The organism is Kitasatospora sp. NPDC090308, from assembly GCF_044769485.1.
Taxonomy (GTDB): Bacteria; Actinomycetota; Actinomycetes; order Streptomycetales; family Streptomycetaceae; genus Kitasatospora; species Kitasatospora fiedleri.
This window is the reverse complement of the sequence record NZ_JBIVXY010000002.1, coordinates 463247-485915: the sequence shown is the minus strand read 5'-3', so window position 1 is coordinate 485915 and position 22669 is coordinate 463247. Positions and strand designations below refer to the sequence as shown.

The 22669-nt window shown below is 75.0% G+C and carries 25 protein-coding genes; 10 read left to right on the top strand and 15 right to left on the bottom strand.

Annotated features, from left to right (window positions below; genetic code table 11):
* Positions 1–22: 22 nt before the first annotated feature.
* The 3 genes from ACIQVD_RS06195 to sigE form a co-directional block, all read right to left on the bottom strand.
* A complete protein-coding gene (locus ACIQVD_RS06195; RefSeq protein WP_400682040.1) occupies positions 23–442 on the bottom strand; it encodes a sec-independent translocase in 420 nt (139 codons plus the stop codon).
* A gap of 134 nt (positions 443–576) precedes the next feature.
* The gene (locus tag ACIQVD_RS06190) at positions 577–1452 is read right to left on the bottom strand and encodes an anti-sigma factor family protein (RefSeq protein ID WP_400682041.1); all 876 of its coding nucleotides are present in this window, start codon (positions 1450–1452) and stop codon (positions 577–579) included.
* Positions 1449–2156 (bottom strand): RNA polymerase sigma factor SigE, encoded by a 708-nt coding sequence (gene sigE / locus ACIQVD_RS06185; RefSeq protein WP_111554281.1) that lies wholly within the window; start codon positions 2154–2156, stop codon positions 1449–1451. Before sigE ends, ACIQVD_RS06190 begins: the two co-directional genes overlap by 4 nt.
* A gap of 247 nt (positions 2157–2403) precedes the next feature.
* Between sigE and ACIQVD_RS06180 the strand changes: the two genes are divergently transcribed.
* A complete protein-coding gene (locus tag ACIQVD_RS06180; protein WP_400682042.1) occupies positions 2404–3078 on the top strand; it encodes an O-methyltransferase in 675 nt (224 codons plus the stop codon).
* A 145-nt stretch (positions 3079–3223) separates the two neighbouring features.
* On the opposite strand, the gene ACIQVD_RS06175 is transcribed toward ACIQVD_RS06180, so the two are convergent.
* A complete protein-coding gene (locus ACIQVD_RS06175) occupies positions 3224–3391 on the bottom strand; it encodes a DUF3117 domain-containing protein (protein ID WP_014137929.1) in 168 nt (55 codons plus the stop codon).
* 290 nt (positions 3392–3681) lie between these two features.
* Between ACIQVD_RS06175 and ACIQVD_RS06170 the strand changes: the two genes are divergently transcribed.
* Complete coding sequence (locus tag ACIQVD_RS06170; RefSeq protein ID WP_400682044.1) at positions 3682–4482, top strand: enoyl-CoA hydratase-related protein; 801 nt, start codon at positions 3682–3684, stop codon at positions 4480–4482.
* 457 nt (positions 4483–4939) lie between these two features.
* Here the strand turns inward: ACIQVD_RS06170 and ACIQVD_RS06165 are convergent, their stop codons facing one another.
* Together ACIQVD_RS06165 and ACIQVD_RS06160 are read right to left on the bottom strand one after the other, a co-directional pair.
* A complete protein-coding gene (locus ACIQVD_RS06165) occupies positions 4940–5509 on the bottom strand; it encodes a DNA-3-methyladenine glycosylase I (protein ID WP_402286339.1) in 570 nt (189 codons plus the stop codon).
* On the bottom strand, positions 5506–6027 hold the full coding sequence (locus tag ACIQVD_RS06160) for a DivIVA domain-containing protein (RefSeq protein WP_402286337.1): 522 nt from the start codon (positions 6025–6027) through the stop codon (positions 5506–5508). Before ACIQVD_RS06160 ends, ACIQVD_RS06165 begins: the two co-directional genes overlap by 4 nt.
* A 183-nt stretch (positions 6028–6210) precedes the next feature.
* On the opposite strand from ACIQVD_RS06160, the gene folP reads away from it, so the two are divergent.
* Positions 6211–7023 (top strand): dihydropteroate synthase, encoded by an 813-nt coding sequence (folP, locus tag ACIQVD_RS06155; protein WP_199847111.1) that lies wholly within the window; start codon positions 6211–6213, stop codon positions 7021–7023.
* Between the two features lie 19 nt (positions 7024–7042).
* Here folP and ACIQVD_RS06150 read toward each other — a convergent pair whose 3' ends face one another.
* Positions 7043–7825: a TIGR00730 family Rossman fold protein gene (locus ACIQVD_RS06150; protein WP_400682047.1), complete on the bottom strand. Its 783-nt coding sequence runs from the start codon at positions 7823–7825 to the stop codon at positions 7043–7045.
* Positions 7826–7968: 143 nt separating this feature from the next.
* Positions 7969–9042 (bottom strand): succinyl-diaminopimelate desuccinylase, encoded by a 1074-nt coding sequence (gene dapE, locus ACIQVD_RS06145; RefSeq protein WP_400682049.1) that lies wholly within the window; start codon positions 9040–9042, stop codon positions 7969–7971.
* 150 nt (positions 9043–9192) lie between these two features.
* On the opposite strand from dapE, the gene ACIQVD_RS06140 reads away from it, so the two are divergent.
* Positions 9193–10194, top strand: a complete 1002-nt coding sequence (locus ACIQVD_RS06140) for a hypothetical protein (protein ID WP_400682051.1) — start codon at positions 9193–9195, stop codon at positions 10192–10194.
* A gap of 343 nt (positions 10195–10537) precedes the next feature.
* Positions 10538–11260 carry a hypothetical protein gene (locus ACIQVD_RS06135; protein ID WP_400682053.1) on the top strand — a complete coding sequence of 241 codons (723 nt, stop codon included), beginning with the start codon at positions 10538–10540 and terminating at the stop codon, positions 11258–11260.
* A 152-nt stretch (positions 11261–11412) separates the two neighbouring features.
* On the opposite strand, the gene dapC is transcribed toward ACIQVD_RS06135, so the two are convergent.
* Both dapC and fdxA read right to left on the bottom strand, forming a co-directional pair.
* A complete protein-coding gene (gene dapC, locus ACIQVD_RS06130) occupies positions 11413–12558 on the bottom strand; it encodes a succinyldiaminopimelate transaminase (RefSeq protein ID WP_400682061.1) in 1146 nt (381 codons plus the stop codon).
* 17 nt (positions 12559–12575) lie between these two features.
* Complete coding sequence (fdxA, locus tag ACIQVD_RS06125) at positions 12576–12902, bottom strand: ferredoxin (RefSeq protein ID WP_030061559.1); 327 nt, start codon at positions 12900–12902, stop codon at positions 12576–12578.
* Between the two features lie 196 nt (positions 12903–13098).
* Here fdxA and ACIQVD_RS06120 point away from each other — a divergent pair, with 196 nt between their 5' ends.
* Together ACIQVD_RS06120 and ACIQVD_RS06115 are read left to right on the top strand one after the other, a co-directional pair.
* Positions 13099–14037, top strand: coding sequence for a GNAT family N-acetyltransferase (locus tag ACIQVD_RS06120; protein WP_400682063.1), 939 nt, complete (start codon positions 13099–13101; stop codon positions 14035–14037).
* Positions 14038–14086: 49 nt separating this feature from the next.
* Positions 14087–14956 carry a transglutaminase family protein gene (locus tag ACIQVD_RS06115; protein WP_400682066.1) on the top strand — a complete coding sequence of 290 codons (870 nt, stop codon included), beginning with the start codon at positions 14087–14089 and terminating at the stop codon, positions 14954–14956.
* A gap of 33 nt (positions 14957–14989) precedes the next feature.
* Here ACIQVD_RS06115 and ACIQVD_RS06110 read toward each other — a convergent pair whose 3' ends face one another.
* From ACIQVD_RS06110 to ACIQVD_RS06090, 5 genes are all read right to left on the bottom strand, one after another.
* Positions 14990–15628 (bottom strand): response regulator, encoded by a 639-nt coding sequence (locus tag ACIQVD_RS06110; protein ID WP_402286705.1) that lies wholly within the window; start codon positions 15626–15628, stop codon positions 14990–14992.
* A 1-nt stretch (position 15629) separates the two neighbouring features.
* Positions 15630–16859: a sensor histidine kinase gene (locus tag ACIQVD_RS06105; protein ID WP_400682068.1), complete on the bottom strand. Its 1230-nt coding sequence runs from the start codon at positions 16857–16859 to the stop codon at positions 15630–15632.
* Positions 16860–16867: 8 nt separating this feature from the next.
* Positions 16868–17590 carry an ABC transporter permease gene (locus ACIQVD_RS06100; RefSeq protein ID WP_400682071.1) on the bottom strand — a complete coding sequence of 241 codons (723 nt, stop codon included), beginning with the start codon at positions 17588–17590 and terminating at the stop codon, positions 16868–16870.
* Positions 17587–18546: an ABC transporter ATP-binding protein gene (locus ACIQVD_RS06095; RefSeq protein WP_402286331.1), complete on the bottom strand. Its 960-nt coding sequence runs from the start codon at positions 18544–18546 to the stop codon at positions 17587–17589. Before ACIQVD_RS06095 ends, ACIQVD_RS06100 begins: the two co-directional genes overlap by 4 nt.
* Before the next feature lie 120 nt (positions 18547–18666).
* Complete coding sequence (locus tag ACIQVD_RS06090; RefSeq protein WP_400682073.1) at positions 18667–20784, bottom strand: alpha/beta fold hydrolase; 2118 nt, start codon at positions 20782–20784, stop codon at positions 18667–18669.
* A 242-nt stretch (positions 20785–21026) separates the two neighbouring features.
* Between ACIQVD_RS06090 and ACIQVD_RS06085 the strand changes: the two genes are divergently transcribed.
* The 3 genes from ACIQVD_RS06085 to ACIQVD_RS06075 all read left to right on the top strand — a co-directional run bounded on the left by ACIQVD_RS06085 (position 21027) and on the right by ACIQVD_RS06075 (position 22639).
* Positions 21027–21221 carry a DUF2304 family protein gene (locus ACIQVD_RS06085; RefSeq protein WP_100836494.1) on the top strand — a complete coding sequence of 65 codons (195 nt, stop codon included), beginning with the start codon at positions 21027–21029 and terminating at the stop codon, positions 21219–21221.
* A 78-nt stretch (positions 21222–21299) separates the two neighbouring features.
* Positions 21300–22187: an N-acetyl-1-D-myo-inositol-2-amino-2-deoxy-alpha-D-glucopyranoside deacetylase gene (gene mshB, locus ACIQVD_RS06080; RefSeq protein WP_400682074.1), complete on the top strand. Its 888-nt coding sequence runs from the start codon at positions 21300–21302 to the stop codon at positions 22185–22187.
* The gene (locus ACIQVD_RS06075; RefSeq protein ID WP_400682075.1) at positions 22184–22639 is read left to right on the top strand and encodes a DUF6113 family protein; all 456 of its coding nucleotides are present in this window, start codon (positions 22184–22186) and stop codon (positions 22637–22639) included. The genes mshB and ACIQVD_RS06075 overlap by 4 nt, the downstream gene beginning before the upstream one ends.
* Positions 22640–22669 lie beyond the last annotated feature (30 nt).

Below are 22669 nucleotides of genomic sequence, written 5' to 3'. Positions count from 1 at the left end.
GGGCGGCCGGGCGCGGGCGGCGTCAGGTCGCGTCGGGGTCGAACGGGGGGCGCTCCCCGACCGCCAGGGCCGGACCGGCGCCGGCGGTGGCGCTCTTGGCGAAGTCGACCGAGGCGGTGGGCGTCGGGGTGGGGTCGCCGTTCAGCGCGGACTTGAGGTCGACGCTGTCCTTGAGGTCCTTGAGGCCCAGCGGGTCGTCGCCGTCGCCGAGCAGCTGCTTGCGGACGAAGGTCTTCGGGTTGAGGTCCTCGAAGTCGAAGTTCTGGAACTCCGGCCCGAGTTCGCTGCGGATGTCCTCCTTCGCGCTGTCCGCGAAGGAGCGGACCTTGCGGATGAAGCCCATCGTGTCCTGGATCAGCTTGGGGAGCTTGTCCGGGCCGAAGATCACGATGGCCATGACGATGACCGTCACGACCTCCAGTCCGCCTATGTCTCCGAACACCTGAACTCCCAGCACCCGACATCGCTGAATCACAAGGGTAAACGCGGGCGGCCGTTCCCCCGGCCCCCGGCGGATGAAACCGTGGTAAAGACCACCCGGGTGACCGGCGTCGACGGCGTGCCGGTGAAGGCAGGCTAGCGCAGGAGTTGCCTCGGGTCACCGGTGGGCGCGGGCGTACTGAGCTGGTAGCGGGCGCGCAGCGGGTACTCCTGCACGTCCACCGGCTGCTGGGCGTTGACCGGGACGACCGCCCCGCCGACCGGGGTGACGCTGGTGGGCTGGCGGCCGGGGCTCTGGCCGGCGGTGACGCTGCCGACCCCGCCGAGGGTGACGGCGGCGACCGAGAACGCCCCGGCGGCGGCGAACACCAGCCGACGGCCGCGGGCGGCCGGGCGGGAGACCGGGAGTTCGCCGAGTCCGGCGGCCAGCGGGCGCAGGTCAGCGTCCGGCTCGCGGCCCGGCAGGGCGGACGGGCGGGTGCCGAACAGGCCGGCCCGCGGGTCGATGCCGGGTATCGGGGCGTCCGCGCCGAGCGCGCCGCCGCCGAAGCCCGCGCCGCGGCCGAAGGAGCCGCCGGTGAGCCGGCTGCCGCCGAACACGCCGCCGGAACCGGAGCCGCCGGTGCCGCCGGGCGGCCCGTCCGGACCGTCCTGCTCCTCGGGCAGCGCGGCGACGGCCATCAGCCGGGCCATCAGGGCGGCCGACGGGCCGGGCGTGCCGGCTTCGCTCAGCGCGCGCTTGACCGACCGGGCCTGCTCGGCCTCGGCCAGGCAGTCCGGGCAGGTCGCCAGGTGGGCCTGGACCCGCTCGCGGGCGTCGTGGCCCAGCTCGCCGTCCAGGTAACCGGACAGCCGCTCGCCCAGGTGGTGCTCCTCGGCGGCCGGTTCGACCGGGCGGACCGCCGACGGGCGCGGCTCGGGACCGGGCGGGGCCGGCTGCTCGGCGCGGCGCAGCGGCGCCCAGCGCGAGCGGCCGGTGGCGTCCGCGCGCTCGGGGGCGCGATCGCTCATGACCCCCTCCGGTCGCTGACGGCCTGCTCGGCGCCGACCGGCACGGGCTCGGCGGAGCCGCCCCGGCGCGAACGGCCCGCGGCGGCGTTCGGCGCCCGGTGCTTGAGGGCAGCCCGCAGGTGCGAGCGGCCGCGGTGGATCCGGCTGCGGACGGTGCCGAGCTTCACCCCGAGGGTGGCGGCGATCTCCTCGTAGGAGAGGCCCTCGATGTCGCAGAGCACCACGGCGGCGCGGAACTCCGGGGCGAGGGTGTCCAGCGCCTGCTGGACGTCCGCGTCGAAGTGGGTGTCGCTGAAGTGCTGGGCGGGGCTGGGCTCGCGGCTGGCCAGGCGCTCCGCCGCGTCCTCGCCGAGGGCGTCGAAGCGGATCCGCTGGCGGCGGCGCACCATGTCCAGGAACAGGTTGGTGGTGATCCGGTGCAGCCAGCCCTCGAAGGTGCCGGGGGTGTAGGTGGAGAGCGAGCGGAAGACCCGGACGAAGACCTCCTGGGTGAGGTCCTCGGCGTCGTGCTGGTTGCCCGTCAGCCGGTACGCCAGGCGGTAGACCCGGGCGCTGTGCGCCTCGACGATCTCCTCCCAGCTGGGCGGCGTCCAGCTCTGCGCGTCGGGCCCCTCCGCGAAGGACGCGAGCGTGCCGGCGGCCCCGGCCACCGTGTCGTCGGCTGCGGTCGACTTGTCCAGGGGGGAGTGCACAGACTGGTTCATCACGGGCTTCGGCGTGCGGATCGACGTGAGGCCGCGGGAGTGCCGCTGCACAGGGACGTCGCCCTCGGCCACACCTCCTCGGTCGGCTCTTCTGCCCAGCAGAGCCACCACCATATCCACCTCACCCGTCAAGCCCGGATAAGAGCCGTCGAACAGCGACCGCCCCGGGCGGTCGGGCCGCCCGTAGCAGTCCAACGGCCAGCCGTCGAACGCGGTTCCCGGGCGGCCAGTAGTCTGTCGCTGGAATTTGTCGACTTGGGTCGGCACCGGCGCTCCGGAAGAGGCAGCCATCACCGAGTTCGGGCCCCAGCGAGCGGCCCTCGCCGACACCTACGTCGGCGAGGACGCGGTGCTGACCTACGCCCGGGCCCAGTCGGCCCGCACCGGCATACGCGCGATCGGCCCCAGCGGCGGCGCCGCGCTCCGGCTGCTCGCCGCCGCCCTCGACGCCAAGGCGGTGGTCGAGGTCGGCACCGGCACCGGCGTCTCCGGCGTCTACCTGCTGCGCGGCATGCGCACGGACGGGGTGCTCACCACCGTCGACTCCGAACCGGTGCGCCAGCAGTACGCCCGCGAGGCGTACCGGGCCGCCGGGTTCGCCGGCAACCGGGTCCGCTGCATCCCCGGCCGGGCCCGGGACGTGCTGCCCCGGCTCGCCGACGGCCAGTACGACCTGGTCTTCTGCGACGGCGACCCGGCCGACTCCCGGCTGCACCTGACCGAGGCGGTGCGGCTGCTGCGGCCGCGCGGCGTGGTCTGCTTCGAGGGCGTCTTCCAGGAGGGCCGGCTGGCCGAGCCCGAACTCGACGACCCGCAGACCCGCGCCGTGCGCGACCTGGTCGCCGACATCCGGGAGAGCGAGATCCTGCTGCCCGCCCTGCTCCCGGTCTCCGACGGGCTGCTCTGCGCCGTCAAGCGCTGACCGGCCCGGGACGGCCCTTCCGCACCGGTCCGGGGCGGCAGGGCCCGGGGCGGTGCGGAACGGGCCCGGCCCCCCGCAGCGGGGGGCCGGGCCCGTCGAGCACCTCGCCGATCGCCCGGGGAGATGCGGGGTCACCACCTGCAGATCAGCCGCAGGCCTTCTTGAGGGCCTCGCCCAGAGCGTCCGCCTCGTCGGGCGTCAGCTCCACCACCAGGCGCCCGCCTCCTTCGAGCGGAACTCGCATGATGATGCCCCGCCCCTCTTTGGTGACCTCCAGCGGGCCGTCACCCGTCCGCGGCTTCATGGCCGCCATGCTCGTTCCCCTTCCTGCAACCGTTCAGGTACGCACCGGACAGTCCGTCCACCGCCGGTATCGAACGCATTGATCGGAAGCCATTATCCCGCATGCGACGGCTGGATGACCAACATCACTCTCTGCGTCAAACTCCTCCAACCAGCCGAAAAGCCCCGATTACCTGCCGAAAGCCGCATCCCCGCGCAGTCCGACACGCCCGCCGGGGGTGCGCCACCTCACACTCCCCCGCCCGCCCGCGCTCCGGCATGCTGGCCCACGACAGCCACCGCGACCCGGGAGCCCTCACCATGTCCGACACCGTGCGCTACGAGCGCGACGGCGCCCTCGCCGTCCTCACCATCGACCGCGCCGCCGCCATGAACGCCCTCGACGTCCCCACCAAGGTCGCCCTCCGGGACGCCGTCACCACCGCCGCGGCCGACCCCGGGGTCCGGGCCGTGCTGCTCACCGGCGCCGGCGACAAGGCGTTCTGCGTCGGCCAGGACCTCAAGGAGCACGTCGGACTGCTCCAGCGCCAGCGCGAGACCGGCGAGGGCGCGCTGCGCACCGTCGCCGAGCACTACAACCCGCTGGTCCGGGCCCTGGCCGGGATGCGCAAGCCCACCGTCGCCGCGGTCAACGGCATCGCCGCCGGCGCCGGGGCCTCGCTCGCCTTCGCCTGCGACTTCCGGCTGCTCGCCGACACCGCGGGCTTCAACACCTCCTTCGCCGGCGTCGCCCTCACCGCCGACTCCGGCGCCTCCTGGACCCTCCCCCGGCTGGTCGGCCACGCCCGGGCCACCGAGCTGCTGATGCTGCCGCGCACCGTCCGCGCCGAGGAGGCGCTCGCCCTCGGACTCGCCACCCGCGTCCTGCCCGCCGCCGAACTCGCCGCCGCCGCACACGAGTTCGCCCTCGCCCTGGCCAACGGCCCGACGGTCGCCTACGGCGCGATCAAGGCGTCCCTGGCCTACGGCGCCTCCCACTCCCTGGACGAGTTGCTCGACAAGGAGGACGAACTCCAGACCCTCGCGGGCGAGAGCGAGGACCACCGCATCGCCGTCGACGCCTTCCTCGCCAAGGAGAAGCCCGCCTTCGTCGGCCGCTGACCGCCCCCGCGGGGCCCCGCAGAACCAAGAGAGCAGCCCCCGCACGACCCCCGCGCCCCGCCAGGGGCGCGGGGAACCGCGCGAAGAGGAACGACACCCCCGGTGAGATCCGCTCACGGCGGGCCGTAGCCGCCCGAGCGGCTCAAACGATCCACCCCCTGCCTGCCCGGCGGAGCCGGAAACCGCACTCCCACCCACACCCCCCAACCCGCCAGAAGCACGGGGGCCGCACGAAGAGGAACGACACCCCCGGTGAAATCCGCTCACAGCAGGCCGTAGCCGCCCGAGCGGCTCAAACGATCCACCCCCTGCCTGCCCGGCGAAGCCGGAAACCGCACTCCCACCCACACCCCCCAACCCGCCAGAAACACGGGGGACGCGCGAAGAGGAACGACACCCCCGGTGAGATCCGCTCACGGCGGGGCGTGGCCGCCCGGGCGGCTCCGGGGTGGAGGGGCTAGCGGGCGTGGCAGTCCGCGAGGTGGTCGTTGACCAGGCCGCACGCCTGCATCAGCGCGTACGTGGTGGTCGGGCCCACGAAGCGGAAGCCGGCCCGCTTGAGGGACTTCGCCAGTGCCGTGGACTCCGGCGTCACGGCCGGTACGTCGGCCAGGGTCGGCGGAGCGGGGCGGTCGCCGTCCGGGGCGTGGCTCCAGATCAGGGCGTCGAGTTCGCCGTCGGCCAGCGTCCGGGCGGCCTGCGCGTTGGCGATGGTGGCCAGGATCTTGGCCCGGTTGCGGATGATCCCGGTGTCGGCCAGCAGCCGTTCGACGTCCGCGTCGCCGAACTCGGCGACCGCCGCGGGGTCGAAGCCGCGGAAGGCCGCCCGGAAGCCCTCCCGGCGGCGCAGGATGGTGATCCAGGACAGCCCGGACTGGAACGCCTCCAGCGAGATCCGTTCGAACAGGGCCCGGTCGCCGTGGACCGGGCGGCCCCATTCGGTGTCGTGGTAGGCCCGGTAGTCCTCGGCCGAGTCGCCCCAGCCGCAGCGCCGCAGCCCGTCGGCCCCGAGGACCGCACCCGTCACGCGCGGTCGCCCTTGTGCTCGGCGGCGGTGGCGGCGTCCTCGTCCGCGACCACGTCGGTGCCCTGCGCGCCGGTCTCGCCGGCCTCGCCGGCCTCGGCGGCCTCGGTCACCTCGCCGACCGCCGGGCCCTGCGGCTCCTTCTCCAGGACGGTGGTGAACGCCTCCAGCCCCGGCAGCGGCTCCCCGGCCGCGCCCGCCGCACCCGCCGCGCCCTCGGCCGCCGCCACCGAGCCGCGGACCACGCCGACGGCCTCCAGTTCGGCGATCCGGGCGTCCCGGAGGGCGAGTTCCGCGCCGAGGCGGTCGAGCACGTCGTCGACCTCGTCCATCCGGTAGCCGCGCAGCGCCATCGGGAGGCGGAGCTCGTCGACGTCGGTGCGGCTGAGCGCGCGGTCCTGCGGGAGGCGCACCGTGAGCCGGTCGTGCTCGGCCTCCGGCAGTGTTCCGCCGCCGCCCAGCGCCACCACTGCGGCGCCGCCGACCACCAGGGCCATCGCGATCACGATCACCACGAACACGAGCTGTCCTCCGTCAGTTCCCGGCAGTTCCCGGTCGGCTTCGGCCCGCCCGCGAGGGCTACGGTGGGATCATGGTCCCGGTACAGGCCGGGGCCCATCATTGCACCCGGGAGCGCTGAGGAGGAGACACCGGTGGCACTACGCCTCGGCACACGGGAGTTCGGCCCGGACGAGCTGGTCGTCATGGCGATCGTGAACCGCACCCCGGACTCGTTCTTCGACCGGGGGGCGACCTTCGCCGACGAGGCGGCCTTCGCGGCCGCGGACCGGGCGGTGGCCGAGGGCGCCGCGATCCTGGACATCGGCGGGGTGAAGGCCGGTCCGGGCGAGGAGGTCACCGTGGAGGAGGAGTTGCGCCGCACGGTGCCGTTCGTGGCGGAGCTGCGCAAGCGCCACCCGGACGCGGTGATCAGCGTGGACACCTGGCGGCACGAGGTCGGCGAGGCGGTCTGCGAGGTCGGCGCGGACCTGCTGAACGACGCCTGGGGCGGCTTCGACCCGAAGCTCGCCGAGGTCGCGGCCCGGTACGGCGCGGGCCTGGTGTGCACGCACGCGGGTGGCGCCGAGCCGCGCACCCGCCCGCACCGGGTGGGGTACGAGGACGTGATGGCGGACATCCTGGCGGTGACCGTCGGCCTGGCCGAGCGGGCGCTCGAACTGGGCGTGCGCCGCGACGGGTTGATCATCGACCCGGGGCACGACTTCGGGAAGAACACCCGGCACTCGCTGGAGGCGACCCGCCGCCTGCCGGAGATGACCGCGACCGGCTTCCCGGTGCTGGTCTCGCTCTCGAACAAGGACTTCGTCGGCGAGACCCTGGACAAGCCGGTGGACGAGCGCCTGCTCGGCACCCTGGCCACCACGGCGGTCTCGGCCTGGCTGGGCGCGCGGGTCTACCGGGTGCACCAGGTCGCCGAGACCCGGCAGGTGCTGGACATGGTGGCCTCGATCCGCGGCACCCGCCCCCCGGCGGTGGCCCGCCGGGGGCTGGCCTGACGGCCCGTCGTCCCGCGCGCTACGCGGGGGTGCCCTTCGGCCCCCGCGCGGCGTCCAGGACCTTCAGCACCTCGGTCACGTCGTCGGTGACGTGGAACAGTTCGAGGTCGGCGGGGTTGGCCTTGCCCTGGGCGACCAGGGTGGACTTGAGCCACTCCACCAGGCCGCCCCAGTAGGCGCTGCCGAACAGGACCACCGGGAACCGGGTGACCTTCTTCGTCTGCACCAGGGTGAGCGCCTCGAACAGCTCGTCCAGGGTGCCGAGTCCGCCGGGGAGCACCACGAAGCCCTGGGCGTACTTCACGAACATCGTCTTGCGGACGAAGAAGTAGCGGAAGTTCAGGCCCAGGTCGACGTACTCGTTCAGGCCCTGCTCGAACGGCAGCTCGATGCCCAGGCCGACGCTCAGCCCGCCGGCCTCGGTGGCGCCCTTGTTGGCGGCCTCCATCGCGCCGGGCCCGCCACCGGTGATCACCGCGTAGCCGGCCTCGGCCAGCGCCCGGCCGATCTCCACCCCTGCCTCGTACTCGGGCGAGCCGACCGGCGTCCGGGCGGAGCCGAACACGCTGATCGCGGTGGGGAGTTCGGCGAGGGCGCCGAAGCCCTCGACGAACTCCGAGGTGATCCGCAGCACCCGCCACGGGTCGGTGTGCAACCAGTCGGACGGCCCGGTGGTGTCCAGCAGCCGCTGGTCCGTCGTGCTCGTCTCGACCTGGTCGCGCCGCAGCAGGACCGGGCCCTTGCGCTTCTCGGGCCACGGCTTCTTCTGCCGGCGGACGGGTTCATCTCCGTTGGCTGTCATGTCGGAACACTACGCCTGACGAGGCACGATCCGAGGTAAATAACGGTGGTCGCGCAGGCGGGGGTCGGACGAACCTCCGCTCGCGCGGCCCCCGTTCGGCCCCCGCCGCTGCCCGTCCGCCCCCGCCCGCTACCGGCTACCGGCTACCGGCTCAGCCAGTCCCGCAGCCGCTGCTCGACCTCGGCGATCGCGCTCAGCGAGCAGTGCTCCTCCCGCTTGTGGGCCAGGTTCGGGTCGCCGGGGCCGTAGTTGACGGCGGGGACGCCGTGCGCGGAGAACCGGGCCACGTCGGTCCAGCCGAACTTGGCCCGGGGCTCGCCGCCGACCGCGGCCAGGAAGGCCCGGGCGGCGGGCAGGCCGAGGCCGGGCAGCGCGGCGGGCGAGGCGTCCGCGATGTCGAGCCGGTAGCCCTCGAAGACCTCGCGCAGGTGCTCCTCGGCCTGTTCCAGGGTGCGGTCGGGGGCGAACCGGAAGGCGACGTGGATGGTGCACTCGTCGGGGATGACGTTCCCGGCGACGCCGCCGTCGATCCGGGTGGCGTTGAGGCCCTCGCGGTACTCCAGGCCGTCGATCTCGACCCGGCGCGGCTGGTACTCGGCGAGCCGGCGCAGCACCTCCGCGGCCTTGTGGATGGCGTTGTCGCCGAGCCAGCCGCGGGCGGCGTGGGCCCGGACGCCGGTGAGCGTGACGTCGGCGCGCAGGCTGCCCTGGCAGCCGCCCTCGACGACGGCGCCGCTGGGCTCCAGCAGGACGGCGAAGTCCCCGGCCAGCCAGTCGGGGTGGGTCGCGAACAGGTGGCCGAGGCCGTTGCGGGTGGCCTCCACCTCCTCGCAGTCGTAGAAGACGTAGGTGACGTCCCGGTTGGCCTCGGTGAGCGTGGCGGCGAGCCGCAGCTGCACGGCGACGCCGGACTTCATGTCGGAGGTGCCGCAGCCGTAGAGCAGGTCGCCCTCGACGTGCGAGGGCACGTTGTCGGCGATCGGCACGGTGTCCAGGTGGCCGGCGAGCACCACCCGCTCGTCCCGGCCGAAGTGGGTGCGGGCGACCACGTTGTTGCCGTGGCGGTCGACGGTGAGGTGCGGGAGGGCCCGGAGCGCGGCCTCGACGGCGTCCGCCAGGGCGGTCTCCTCGCCGCTGACGGACGGGAAGTCGACCAGGCGGGCGGTCAGCGCTCCGCCGTCGAGGGTCAGGTCGAGGGGCTCGTTCGGGCTGCTCATGGCGGCCACCCTACCGAGCCGCCGGACCGCTGCGCGGGCGCCCGCGCAACCGCGCGGACCCGTACGGCCGTCCGAGCGGTTACGGTGTCCGCGAACGACGCGCGCCGGGCCGGGACCGCGGCGACCGCACCACCAGGGAAAGGGGCCACCGTGGCCGAGGACGCCGGGTACGACGCCGCGGACGACGGGTACGACGCCGAGTACGACGACGGGTACGAGGCGCCGCGCCGGCGGCGGCCGTGGCGGCGGGTGCTGGTCGGGGTGCTGGCGCTGGCGGTGGTCGGCGGCCTGGTGGTGTGGCTGAACCGGGACAAGCTCGCGCCCCCGGCCGAGGGCTGCAAGGTCACCACCGCGGCCGGCTCGGGGACGCTGGAGCTGCCGCAGGCGGCGAACGCGGCCACCATCACGGCGGTGGCGATGGCCCGCGGCCTGCCGGAGCGGGCGGTGACCATCTCGCTGGCGACCGCCATCCAGGAGTCGAAGCTGCACAACCTGGCGGGCGGCGACCGGGACTCGGTGGGCCTGTTCCAGCAGCGCCCCTCGCAGGGCTGGGGCAGCGTCGAGCAGATCATGGACCCGGTCTACTCGACCGACAAGTTCCTGGACGCGCTGGTGAAGGTGAACGGGTACGCGCAGATGCCGCTGACCGACGCCGCCCAGCAGGTGCAGCGCAGCGGCTACCCGCAGGCGTACGCCAAGCACGAGAACAACGCGGCGCTGCTGGCCTCGGTGCTGACCGGCCGCGAACCGGCCGCGCTGGACTGCGTGGTGCACGCGCTGCCCGCGCCGGTCCCGACCGATCCGACCGAGCCGGCCCCGACCGCGGCCAACCTGTCGGACCGGGTGCGCCGGGAGTTCGGCAAGGCGGTGACGGTGGCGGGCGCCGAGAAGGCGGCCAAGGACCCGCGCGAGGTGCTGGCGCTCACCCCGCAGCCGACCGCGAGCACGGCGGGCGCCGGCGGGGCGGGGCAGACCGGCTGGGCGCTGGCGCACTGGTCGGTGGCGCAGGCCGCCGCGCTGGGCATCGGCCAGGTCGCGTACGACGGCAGGGTGTGGCGGGTGGACAAGCCGGGGCAGGGCTGGAAGCCGCTGGCGGGCGCGCCGTCGGACCGGGTGCTGGTGACGCTGGGCGAGCCGGTCAAGGGGAAGTGACGGTCCGACGGTGCGTTGACGCACTGGTGCGCGGGTGACCGCCCACCGGGTGATTCGGGTCAACTCCCGCTGACGGCGGCCCTCCTGGCGGGCGGCCCCGCGCCCGGCGCGCCACCCCGGCCCGGAGGCGTGGCGCAGCAGGGGAGTGACGGTTCTGCACCGGCCGCCGCCGGGGCGGCGGGTGCGCGCGGACCGAAAAAGGATCGTCCGATCTTTGCCAACCCTTGACCTTGACCGGCCGAAACCTTCCCGGTGCTCTTGCGGTCATACACGTCGCCCGCCGGACGGGCCGGCCCCGCGCCGGCCGCCCGGCGGACCGTCGACCTCACTTCTTAGGAGCACCATGTCCTTCCCCCTCACGCGCCGGATCGCCCAGGCCGCGCTGCTCGTCGCCGCCACCGCGGCGCCGCTCGCGGCCGCGGGCGCCGCCTCCGCCACCGAGGTGGTGCCGCAGACCGACCTGGGCGCCGGCGTGACCAAGCTGGCCGACGTCCCCAACTCGGGTGACGCGGTGCAGGGGGCCACCCACGAGCTGGGCCACGTGGTCGGCACCACCGGCGCCGCGACCCTGGCGGCGGGCGGCCCGGCGGCCGCCGACGCGGCGGGCAACACCGTCGCGCACAACCTGCCCTCCACCGACGACGCGCTCGGCAAGCTCGGCCCGCTCGGCAAGGCCGGCCAGCTGACCGGCTCGCTCGACACCCTCACCGACAAGGTCGCCCCGGCGGTCGAGGAGAAGGTCGCCCCGGCCGTCACCGACAAGGTCGTCCCGGCCGCCCAGAAGGTCACCGGCACCCCGCTGTCCACCGTGGCCCGGGGCCTGCCCACCGACAAGCTCGCCCAGGGCCTGCCGGCCGCCGACAAGCTCGGCCCGGTCACCGGCGCGGTCCAGTCGCTGCCGGTCGCGGGCACCCTGGCGGGCCTGACCGAGCACGAGTCCGCCAACCGCCTCGGCGGCGTGCCCTCGCTGGGCGGCGACAGCCCGCTGGGCGGCCTGACCGGCGCGCTGGGCCCGGTCGGCGGCCTGCTCGGCGGCATCCAGGGCGGCGGCCTGCCGATCGGCTGATCCGGCGCACGCACGCGGGAGGGGGCGGAGCCGGCCGGCTCCGCCCCCTCCCGCGCGCCCGTCGTGCCGCGCTGTCCGCCGAGCCCTCCCTTCCGGAGCTTGCCGGGCGCGCGGCGCCGCGCGCCGAGCCGGCAAGATCCGGGAGAGGGGGCCTAGCGCTTGAGCCGCTCCACGGCCGAGGCCACCCGCTCGTCGGTGGCGGTGAACGCCACCCGCACGAACCGGTCGCCGGCCGGGCCGTAGAAGTCGCCGGGGGCCACCAGGATGCCCAGCTCGGCGAGTTCGGCCACGCTCTCCCAGCACGGCCGGTCCTGGGTCGCCCACAGGTACAGGCTCGCCTCGGAGTGCTCGATCCGGAACCCGTACGCCTCCAGCGCGGCCCGCAGGGCGCTGCGCCGCTGGGCGTACCTGGCCCGCTGCTCGGCGACGTGCGCGTCGTCGGCGAGGGCGGCCGCGGTGGCCGCCTGCACCGGTGCGGGCACGATCATGCCGCCGTGCTTGCGGACCTCCAGCAGCTCGCGGACCACCACCGGGTCGCCGGCCGCGAAGGAGGCCCGGTAGCCGGCCAGGTTGGAGCGCTTGGAGAGCGAGTGCACGGCCAGCAGGCCCTCGTGCGAGCCGCCGCAGACCGACGGGTGCAGCACCGACACCGGCTCGGCCTCCCAGCCGAGTTCGAGGTAGCACTCGTCGCTGACCAGCAGCGCCCGGTGCTCCCGGGCCCACTCGACGGCGCGCCGCAGCTCGGCGGCGTCCAGCACCCGTCCGGTGGGGTTGGACGGCGAGTTCAGCCACAGCAGCCGGACCCTGGAGCCGTCCAGCTCGTCGACGTCCTGGTAGGCGACCGGCTCGGCGCCGCACAGCAGCGCGCCGACCTCGTACGTGGGGTAGGCGAGCTTCGGGTAGGCGACCTGGTCGCCGGGGCCGAGGCCGAGCTGGCCGGGCAGCCAGGCCACCAGCTCCTTGGAGCCGACGGTGGGGAGCACCGCCTCGGGGCCGATCTCGGCGCCGCAGCGGCGGCCCAGCCAGCCGGCGATCGCGTCGCGCAGCGACAGCGGGCCCCACACGGTGGGGTAGCCGGGCGTGTCGGTGTGCGCGGCCAGCGCCCGCTGGACCAGCTCGGGCACCGGGTCCACCGGGGTGCCGACGGAGAAGTCGCAGAGCCCGTCCGGGTGCGCCAGGGCGGTGCGCTTGTACGGTTCGAGCCGGTCCCAGGGGAAGACCGGCAGGCGGTCGGAGACGCGGCGCGCCGCCCCCGGGTGGCCCGGGAACGGCGCGTGCGTGCTGTCGTTGGTGCTCACAGCGTGGATGCCACCGATCAGTGGTCGGCGTTCTGCGGGGGCAGCGCGGCGATGAACGGGTGGTCGCGCTCGATCAGGCCGAGCTTGGAGGCGCCGCCGGGCGAGCCCAGGTCGTCGAAGAACTCGACGTTCGCCTTGTAGTAGTCCTTCCACTCCTCCGGGGTGTCGTCCTCGTAGAAGATCGCCTCGACCGGACAGACCGGCTCGCAGGCGCCACAGTCCACGCACTCGTCCGGGTGGATGTAGAGGGAGCGCTCGCCCTCGTAGATGCAGTCCACGGGGCACTCTTCGATGCACGCCTTGTCCTTGACGTCGACACAAGGCTGCGCGATGACGTAGGTCACGCTGTCGTTCCTCCTCGGAAGGGCTGCCGCCCTACTGTTTACTCGGTCGCGCTTTGCGCGCGGCGTCGCCGATGCCCGCCCCTAGTATCGCGGGTCGGGGCACGCAAATGCACAGGAGGTGCGGTTCATGGTCGGCGCGGTGCCGTGGGAGGCCCGTCCGGAGGTCCGGATAGGCCCGTCTGACGTGGGACGACGGGTGTCGGTCCGGCGTGTCGACGGCGTGGCGGACGGGCGTCCGGTGTTCCGCGACGCGATCGGCGTGCTCACCTCGTGGGACGGCGACGGGTTGACGGTCGAGCCGCGCGGCGGCGCGCCGGTGCGCTTCGCCGCCGGGCTGCTGGTGGCCGGCAAGCCCGTCCCGGCGTTCCCGGCCCGGCGGCTGGCCGCGCCCGCGACCGGCCCGGTCGAGCTGCAGCGGATCGCCGCCCGCGGCTGGCCCGCCGTCGAGCAGGAGCAGCTGGGCGGGTGGACGCTGCGCGCCTCGGCCGGGTTCACCCGGCGGGCCAACTCGGTGCAGACGCTGGGCGACCCGGGCCTGCCGCTGGACGCGGCGCTGGACCGGGTGCGCGACTGGTACGCGGCCCGTTCGCTGCCCGCGTACGTCGAGGTGGTCTCCCCCGGCTCGCCGCCCGGCCTGGCCGCCGAGCTGGACCGGCTCGGCGCGGCCCTCGCCCCGACCCTGGTGCGCACCGCCCCGCTCGGCGGGCTGGCCCGGGCCGGTCGCCCGGCGGACGTCCGGCTCGCCCGCACCGCCGGGCCGGAGTGGCTGGCGCTGTACCGCCGGGTGGGCGGCGACCCCGCCCTGGAGGCGGCCGCCACCGCGGTGATGCACGGCGGCCCCTCGGTCTGGTTCGCCCGCGTCCCCGGCCCGGACGGCACCCCGCTGGCCATCGGCCGGCTGGTGGTGGACGGCGCCTGGGCCTGCTTCGGCGCGGTCGAGGTCGCCCCGGCCGCCCGCCGCCGCGGCCTGGCCACCGCCGTGCTGGCCGCGCTCGCCGCCCGGGCCGCCGAGGAGGGCGCCACCGGCGGGTACCTGCAGGTCGAGGCGGACAACGGGGGCGCGATCGCGCTGTACGACCGGCTGGGCTTCACGACCAGTCACACTTACCACTACGCCCGCCTTCCCCAGCGGTAGCGTGCACCACCTGTAGTGAGCCACGACCGCTGCTGAACCGAAGGCCGCAGTGACCGAGCAGAGCAGAACCCGCTTCCGCACCGAAGCCCGGGGCGAACACCCCGACCCGGTGCTGCTGTGCCTGCTCGCCGCCGCCGAGCACACCCTCGGCGACCCCGGCGACAGTGCCGAACAGCCGTCCCCGGACGCCCTCCTGACGGCCTGTCAGGCCGCCCTGGACCGGCACGCCGCGGCCATCCGCGAGGCCGTCGCCGAACGCCGCCCGAGCGGCCCGGAGGAGACCGCCGCGCTGCTCGCGGCGGTGCTCGGCGGGCGCGAGCGCTTCCACGGCCGGCAGTCCGACTACCTCCGGCTGGAGTCCTCGCTGCTGCCGGAGGTGCTGCGCCGCCGCCGCGGGCTGCCGATCATGCTCTCGCTGGTCTGGTCGGCGGTGGCCGCCCGGGCCGGGCTGACCGTCCACGGCATCGCGCTGCCGGGCCACTTCATCGTCGCGGTGGGCGATCCGGGCGGCGGCGACGAGTACGTGCTGGCCGACCCGTTCCACGGCGGCCGGCTGCTCGACGTCTCCGACGTGGAGCGCCTGGTCGCCGCCTCCGGCCACCCGTTCTCCCCCGAACTGCTCACCCCGGCGCAGCCGTTGGACACCGTGCTGCGCGTCCTGGGCAACATCCGGCGCTGGGCCGCCGACCGCCCCGAGCACGCCCGCACCCAGCTCTGGGCCGCCGAACTGGCCCTGCTGCTGCCCCGCCACCCCGCGCAACTGCGCCTGGAGCGGGCCGAGTTGCTGGTCAAGACCGGCGACTTCCTGGGCGGCGCCGCCGAGATGGAGGACTACGCGAAGATCCTGGACGCCTTCGATCCGGAGAGCGCGGCGAAGGTCCGCCTGGAGGCGAGGTCGGCCCGGCACCGGCTCAACTGAACGCGCCCGGCCGGACGGTGCGCGGGCGGCGGCCTACAGCCAGCCCTTCTCCCGGGCGACCCGGACCGCCTCCGCGCGGTTGCGGGCGGCCGTCTTCTGGATCGCCATCGACAGGTAGTTGCGCACCGTCCCCTCGGAGAGGTGCAGCCGGGCCGCGATGTCCGCGTTGACCGCGCCGTCCGCGGCGGCGGCGAGCACGTCGCGCTCGCGGCCGGTGAGCGGGTTGGCGCCCTCCGAGAGGGCCGCGGCGGCCAGCGTCGGGTCGATCACCTTCTCGCCGCGCAGCACCCGCCGGATGGCCTCGGCGAGTTCTGCCGCGGGGGCGTCCTTGACCAGGAAGGCGTCCGCCCCGGACTCCATCGCCCGGCGCAGGTAGCCGGGCCGGCCGAAGGTGGTGGCGATGACGACCTTCGTCCCGGGCCTGGCCTTCCGGACCTCCGCGCAGGCGTCGATGCCGGTCATGCCGGGCATCTCGATGTCCAGCACCGCGACGTCGACCCGGTGCTCGGTCACCGCCGCGGCCACCTCGTCGCCGCGCGCGACCTGGGCGACCACCTCCAGGTCGCCCTCCAGCGAGAGCAGCGCGGCGAGCGCCTCCCGCACCATGCCCTGGTCCTCGGCGAGCAGCACCCGCACCGGTCGCGCATCCGTTCCGTCCGTCACGTCGGGCAGCCTATTCCCCGCTGGGTCCGGGCCGCAGCGGGACCAGGGCGCGCAGCCGGAAGCCCTTGCCGCGGTTGGCGGCGGCGGTCTCCAGCCGGCCGCCGACCTGGGCCAGCCGCTCGCCGAGGCCGGACAGGCCGTTGCCGGCGGCGGACTTGCCGGGGCCGGGGCCGTTGTCGACGACCTCCAGGACGGCGTAGCGGCCGTCCTCCTCCCAGGTCTCGTCGAGGTGGACGCCGCACCGGGTGGCGCCGGCGCCGTGCCGGACCACGTTGGTGACGGCCTCCCGCAGCGCCCAGGCGAGCACGCCGGACTCCTCGGGGCCCAGGCCGGGGTGGTCCTCGGCGAGCCGGGGGTCGGCGTCGAGCGCGACCTGGCTGGCGGCCAGCGCGGTGCGGGCGGCGGCGAGTTCGACCGGCAGGGTGGGGCGGCGGAAGCCGCTGACGGCGCTGCGGACGTCGGCCAGCGACTGCCGGGCGACCTGTTCGATGTCGGCGACCTGGGCGCGGGCGTCGGCGGTCTTGCCGGCGTCCATCAGGCGTCCGGTGAGTTCGCCCTTGATGGCGATCAGCGAGAGCGAGTGGCCGAGCAGGTCGTGCAGGTCGCGGGCCAACCGCAGCCGTTCCTCGGAGGCGGCGAGGTGGGCGACGGCGGCCCGGGCCTCGCGCAGCTCCCGCATGGTGGTGACCAGCCGCTGCATGCCGAGCATGGCGAGCCCGGCCAGCACGCAGGGCAGGCCGATGCTGACCATGGTCTCGACGTCGGCGCGGCTGGTCAGCCCGACCAGGGCGAAGACGCCGGTGGTGGCGAGGACGCCGACGATGCCGAGCCGGCCGGGGAAGGTGACCGCGGCGCACACCGAGGTGTAGGTGAACAGGGTCAGCCAGGACTCGCCGAGGGTGTACGAGGTGCCGACGGCGATCGCGGCCATCAGGGCGAGCGGCAGGTACTGCCGGGCCGGGTGGCCGCGGCGGTTGCGGACGATCACGACGGTCAGGTAGGCGGCCAGGAAGACGACCAGCGCGACGGCGCCGGCGACGGTCGCCGACCGGGTGTGCTGCCGGGTCGCCAGGTCCTGGAGCGGGTAGGCCAGGTAGAACGCCCAGACCGAGGTCCAGGCGAGCTTGACCATCAGTTGGCGCTTGGTGTCCACCGGCGCGCCGGGGTAGGTGGTCCAACGGCCGTCCGGCCCGTCCTCCCCGTTCCGGTCGGGGCGGCGGGCCGGTGCGGGCGTCTGCATGGGCGCCATCATGCCTGCTGGGCGTCCTTGCGGTACAGGTAGGCCGCGGCGGCGGTGAAGACCGCGAGGAAGGCGGCGAGCGCGACGATCGGGAGGCCGGCCACGCCCTGGCCGTGGATGAACGAGGCCAGCTGGTTGTAGTCGTAGACCGGGTTGAACCGGGCGTAGGTCTTCAGCGAGTCGCTGACCGGGAACCAGGTGCCGCCGAACAGCGCCATCAGCATGTAGACGATCATCACGACCGGCTGGATCGCGTCCGGCTGGGCGGCGTAGCCGAGGGCGACGCCGAGCGCGGCGAAGACGAAGCTGCCGAGCCAGAGCGCGACGCCCAGGCCGAGCCACTGGGCGGCGGTGAGGTCGACGCCCTCGATCGCGCCGATCACGAAGACCACCAGGATGGCGGGGAGCGTGGTGACCGCGCAGGCGGCGATCTTGCCCAGGGTGTAGGCCCGGCCGGGCAGGGCGGTGAGCCGCAGCTGGCGGGTCCAGCCGCTCTTGCGCTCCAGCGAGATCCGCTGCGCGGAGCCGGTCAGCACGGCGCCGACCGCGCCGAAGGTGGCCATCGAGACCATGAAGTACGACTTGACCGAGACCCCGCCGGCCACCGTGCCGCCGCTGCCGTAGGCGCTGATGAAGAAGACGTACAGCAGCGCCGGGTAGAGCACGGTGAACATCAGGTACCGCTTGTTGCGCAGGGTGCGCAGGATCTCCAGCCTGACCAGGGTGATCATCGCGCGTTCTCCTCTTCGCTCTCGTTGCGGTCCTGCTCGCCGGTGATGGTGAGGAAGGCCTGTTCCAGGCCGAGGCTGGTGACTTCCAGCCCGCGCGGGTACAGGCCCGCCTTGTAGAGCGCGGCGACGCCGGCGTCGGCGTCGGCGGAGCGGATCCGGACGGTGCGCACGCCGTCGGCGCGGGTGCTGACGTCCAGGCCGACGGTGCCGGGCAGGGCGCGCAGCACGGCCTCGTCGAAGGCGCCGCCGTCGGAGGGGTGGAGTTCGAAGCCGATCCGGCGGGCGCCGGCCCGGGCCTTGATCTCGGCGGAGGAGCCGTCGGCGATCAGCCGGCCCTTGTGCAGGACCAGGACCCGGTCGGCGATGGAGTCGGCCTCCTCCAGGTAGTGGGTGGCGAACAGCACGGTGCGGCCGGCGTCGGCCTGGGCCCGCATGGCCTCCCAGAACTGGCGGCGGACCGAGACGTCCATGCCGGTGGTGGGCTCGTCCAGGACGATCAGGTCGTTGGCGCCGGCCACCGCGAGGGCGAACCGGACGCGCTGCTCCTGGCCGCCGGAGAGCTTGTCGACCCGCCGGTCGGCGATCTCGGTGATCCCGGCGGTGGTCAGCACCTCGTCGACGCCGTGGCCGCGGGGGTGCACCTTGCAGGCCAGTTCGACGATCTCGCGGACCTTGACGTCCGTCATCAGGCCGCCGCTCTGCAGCATCGCCCCGACCCGGCCGGCCGCGATCGCCGCGCGGGGGGTGCCGCCGAACAGCTCGACCGTGCCGCCGTCCGGTTCGCGCAGGCCCAGCAGCAGGTCGAGGCTGCTGGACTTGCCCGCGCCGTTGGGGCCGAGCAGGGCGACCGTCTCGCCCGGGCGCAGCACCAGGTCGAGGCCGTTCACCGCCTTCACCCGGCCGTAGCTCTTGCTGACGTTCCGGAAGGCCGCGACCTCCCCCGTTCCCGTCGTCATCCGAACCGAGTCCTTTCGAGAGCCGTTCTCTCCGACTCCTCCAGACTCCCCGGGACGGGGGTGTCGGCGGCAGTGCGCGCCGTCGTGACCTCCGCATGACGGATGTCACGGTCCGGGCGGTCACGACAGGCCGAGCGCGTCCTTCAGGAAACGGACCTGGAGCAGCAGCAGGTTCTCCGCGACCTGCTCCTGCGGGGTCATGTGGGTCACCCCGGACAGCGGCAGCACGGTGTGCGGGCGCCCGGCCGCGAGCAGCGCGGTGGACAGCCGCAGGCTGTGCGCGACCACCACGTTGTCGTCGGCCAGGCCGTGCACGATCATCAGCGGCCGGCGCAGCGAAGGGGCCATCTCCACCAGCGAGTTGGCCCGGTACGACTCGGGTTCGGTGCGCGGGTCGCCGTAGTAGCGCTCGGTGTAGTGGGTGTCGTACAGGTCGTGCTCGGTGACGGGCGCGCCGGCCACCGCGGCGTGGAAGACGTCCGGTTCGCGGAGCACCGCGGCGGCGGCCAGGTAGCCGCCGTACGACCAGCCGCGGATCGCGACCCGGCCCAGGTCGAGCGGGAACTGCTCGGCGAGCGCGTGCAGCGCGTCGACCTGGTCCCGGACCGAGACCTCGGCGGTGCGCCGGCTGATCGACTTCTCCCAGCCGGGGCTGTGCCCGGGGGTGCCGCGCCCGTCCGCGACGATCACCGCGAAGCCCTGGTCGGCGAACCACTGGGACACCAGGTGCGGGTTGTGCGCCCGCACCACCCGCTGCCCGTGCGGGCCGCCGTACGGGTCCATCAGGACGGGCAGCTTCCCGGCGGTGTCCGGGTCGTAACCGGTGGGCAGCAGCACCGCGCACGGGATGCGCCGCTCGCCGGCGAACCGGAACACCGGCCGGGCCGCCAGCAGCGGGGTGGCCGCGTGCGAGGCGATCACCAGCGGTTCGGCGCCCGCGCGGTGCACGGTGACGGTGGTGCCGGGCCGCGCCGGGTGGGCGGTGGTGAGCACGGTGGTGCCGCCGCCGCGCACCGCGCCGAGCGCGCCCTCGCCGACCTCCCGGACGCCGTCCGGCCCGGCCTCGAAGACGCCCAGCCAGCCGGGCGGGCGGCGCTCGAACTCGGCGGCCCCGGCGGAGGCGGTGAACAGCACCCGCTCGCCGTCCGTCCCGAGCACCGCGCGCACGTGCAGCCCGGCGTCGGTGAGCGCCCGCTCGCCGACGGTCAGGACCCGCGCGCCGTCCCGGTCGGTGATCCGCACCGGCTGCCCGTCGGCCCGCCGCACCGGCGATCCGGCGAACAGCTCCAGCCAGTCCGGGTCCCGCTCGGTGACCAGCACCGCGGTCTCCCCGGTGGCCGGGTCGGCCTCCAGCACCAGTTGTTCGCGCTGGTCGCGGGCCTGCACCTGGAGCAGCGGCGGCCCGCCGGCCGACCAGTGCACCCGGGCCAGGTACGGGTACGCCGCCCGGTCCCAGCGGATCTCGGTGCGGGTGCCGTCCAGGCCGAGCCGCCAGAGCCCGACCTCGGCGTTGGGCGTGCCGGCCGCCGGGTAGGCGACCTCGACCGGCGGGCGGCCGGGGTTGGCCGGGTCGGCGATCCACCAGCGGCGCACCGGGGTGTCGTCGACCCGGGCGGCCAGCAGCGCGCTCCCGTCCGGCGCCCACCAGTGGCCGCGGTCGCGGCCCATCTCCTCCTGGGCGATGAACTCGGCCTGCCCCCAGCTGACCCCGGCCGCCTCGGGCCCGGCCAGCAGCCGGTCGCCGCTGCCGTCGGCGGCGGTCACCCGCAGCTCGCCGCCGGGGGTGGCGTAGGCGACCCGGGTGCCGTCCGGGCTGGGCCGCGGGTCCAGCAGCGGGGTGGCGGCGGGCAGTTCGCGGGTCGCGCCGCTGTCGGTGTCGACCGCGAACAGCCGCCCGGAGAGCACGAAGGCGGCGGTGCGCCCGGCCGCGTCCAGGGCGTAGCCGACGATCCCGGCGGAGGTCTCCCGGCTGCGCTCGCGGCGGGCCCGCTCGGCGGCGGACAGCTCCTCCGCGCCGCCGCCGAGCAGCTCCCCGGGGTCGGCGAGCACCCGCTCGACGCCGGTGGCCACGTCCAGCCGCCACAGCAGGTTGCCGTGCCGCCCGTCGCCGCGGGCGCGCAGGAACAGCACCCCGGCTCCGTCCGGGGAGACGCTGAACGAGCGGGGCGCGCCCGCGGTGAACCGCCCGGTGCGGGCGTACTGCCGGGGGAAGGTGTCCTGCGGCTTCTCGGTCGTCATGGGCCCGACCCTACGGCCCCGCCCGCCGGTGATCACCCGGACGGCGCAGCCCGCCCGGAGGAGGCGTACGACCGTTCGGAGGGCCGCTGACCGGGGGCGCTGCCGACCGGACCGGGCGGCGCGACACCCCGGGCCGCCTCACGGAACGTCACCTGGACGTCACTCATCGGGTATGTCTGGAACATCGTTCCGCCCGCTGCCCCGCCCCGGGGCAGCGCACCCGAGGAAGGGTGTGAGCCGTCATGGCTTTGTCCGTCTCCGCCGTCGTGCTGATGCTGGTGGTGGTCGTGGTGCTGGTCCGCCGGTCGACCCTGAAGCTGAGCCACGCGCTGGTGTGCTCGCTGCTCGGCTTCTACCTGGCGTCCAGCTCGATCGCGCCGACGATCCAGCAGGTGACGTCCAACCTGGCCGGGATGCTCAACGGCCTGGACCTCTAGCGCGGCGCCGGATCGTGCGCGGCCCGCCCGGGGTGTCCCCCTCCGGGCGGGCCGCGGCCTGGCCGTAAGCTGCCGGGCATGACCTCCGTACCCCCGGCCGACTCGCGCGGGCTGCTGCTGGTGCACGCCCACCCCGACGACGAGTCGATCAACAACGGCTCCACGATGGCCCGGTACGCGGCCGAGGGCGTCCGGGTCACCCTGGTGACCTGCACGCTGGGCGAGGGCGGTGAGGTGATCCCGCCGGAGCTGGCCCATCTGGAGCAGGGCCGCGACAACGCCCTGGGGGCCCACCGGATCGGCGAACTCGCCGCCGCGATGCGCGCGTTGGGCGTCACCGACCACCGCTTCCTGGGCGGCCCGGGCCGCTGGCGGGACTCCGGGATGATGGGCGTCGCGGACAACGACGACCCGTCCTGCTTCTGGCGGGCGGACGTGGACGAGGCGGCCGGCCTGCTGGCCGGGGTGGTCCGCGAGGTCCGGCCGCAGGTGCTGGTGACGTACGACGAGAACGGCGGCTACGGCCACCCCGACCACATCCAGGCGCACCGGGTGGCGCTGCGCGGCTACGAGCTGGCCGCCGACCCGGACTTCCGCCCGGAGCTGGGCGCGCCCTGGCGGATCGCCAAGGTCTACTACAACCGGGTGCCCCGCTCGGTGATCGAGGCCGCGCTCGCGGAGACCGCCGCCGAGGCGCCGTTCGCGGGCACCGCCCCGGTCGGACAGATCCCCGGCGTGGTGGACGACAAGGCGGTCACCACGGTGCTGGACAACGCGGCGCACGCCGGGGCGAAGGCCGCCGCGATGCGGGCGCACGCCACCCAGATCACGGTGGACGGACGCCACTTCGCGCTCAGCAACGGCCTCGGGCAGCCGCTGCTGGCCACCGAGTACTACGAGCTGGTGCGCGGCGAGCCCGGCCCCGGCGACCCGGAGACCGACCTGTTCGCGGGGGTGGAGCGGTGAGGCTCCCGCAGCTCCTGCTCGGCACCCGCGAGCAGCGCCTGGCCGAGCCGATGCCGCCGCGCGGCGTCCGGATCGCGGTGTACGTCGTGCTGTTCCTGCTCGGCGCCGCGGTGTCGGTGTGCGGAGCTTTCGTGCAGACCCTGTGGGGCGGCTTCGGCGTGGTCCTGGCGCTGGCGGCCTGCGCCGGGCTGTTCTACGGGGGGCTGCGGGCGACCGGCACCAAGCTCGGCGCGGGCGTCGCGCTGGGCGGCTGGTTCGTGGTGCTGGCGGTGCTGCTGGCGCCCCGTCCGGAGGGTGACCTGGTGCTCTCCGCCACTCCGTCCGCGTACCTGTACCTGTTCGGCGGCGCGGTGCTCGGCGTGGTCTGCGCGACCCTGCCGACCCGTTCCGGGTTCCTGTTCGGCGTACCGGCGCCGGAGCCCCGACGGGCCGTCAAGGACGGCGGCCGCTAGCGCACGGCGGGTCGGGGGGCCACCGGGGTG

Bases quoted from the DNA above. Each gene is read 5' to 3' on its own strand.
- ACIQVD_RS06085 (WP_100836494.1), top strand. From the start codon at position 21,027: ATGGCTTTGTCCGTCTCCGCCGTCGTGCTGATGCTGGTGGTGGTCGTG.
- dapE (WP_400682049.1), bottom strand. From the start codon at position 9,042: ATGAGCAGCCCGAACGAGCCCCTCGACCTGACCCTCGACGGCGGAGCG.
- ACIQVD_RS06150 (WP_400682047.1), bottom strand. From the start codon at position 7,825: ATGACAGCCAACGGAGATGAACCCGTCCGCCGGCAGAAGAAGCCGTGG.
- mshB (WP_400682074.1), top strand. From the start codon at position 21,300: ATGACCTCCGTACCCCCGGCCGACTCGCGCGGGCTGCTGCTGGTGCAC.
- folP (WP_199847111.1), top strand. From the start codon at position 6,211: ATGGCGATCGTGAACCGCACCCCGGACTCGTTCTTCGACCGGGGGGCG.
- sigE (WP_111554281.1), bottom strand. From the start codon at position 2,156: ATGAACCAGTCTGTGCACTCCCCCCTGGACAAGTCGACCGCAGCCGAC.
- ACIQVD_RS06190 (WP_400682041.1), bottom strand. From the start codon at position 1,452: ATGAGCGATCGCGCCCCCGAGCGCGCGGACGCCACCGGCCGCTCGCGC.
- ACIQVD_RS06100 (WP_400682071.1), bottom strand. From the start codon at position 17,590: ATGATCACCCTGGTCAGGCTGGAGATCCTGCGCACCCTGCGCAACAAG.
- ACIQVD_RS06090 (WP_400682073.1), bottom strand. From the start codon at position 20,784: ATGACGACCGAGAAGCCGCAGGACACCTTCCCCCGGCAGTACGCCCGC.
- ACIQVD_RS06170 (WP_400682044.1), top strand. From the start codon at position 3,682: ATGTCCGACACCGTGCGCTACGAGCGCGACGGCGCCCTCGCCGTCCTC.
- ACIQVD_RS06095 (WP_402286331.1), bottom strand. From the start codon at position 18,546: ATGACGACGGGAACGGGGGAGGTCGCGGCCTTCCGGAACGTCAGCAAG.
- ACIQVD_RS06175 (WP_014137929.1), bottom strand. From the start codon at position 3,391: ATGGCGGCCATGAAGCCGCGGACGGGTGACGGCCCGCTGGAGGTCACC.
- ACIQVD_RS06105 (WP_400682068.1), bottom strand. From the start codon at position 16,859: ATGCAGACGCCCGCACCGGCCCGCCGCCCCGACCGGAACGGGGAGGAC.
- ACIQVD_RS06135 (WP_400682053.1), top strand. From the start codon at position 10,538: ATGTCCTTCCCCCTCACGCGCCGGATCGCCCAGGCCGCGCTGCTCGTC.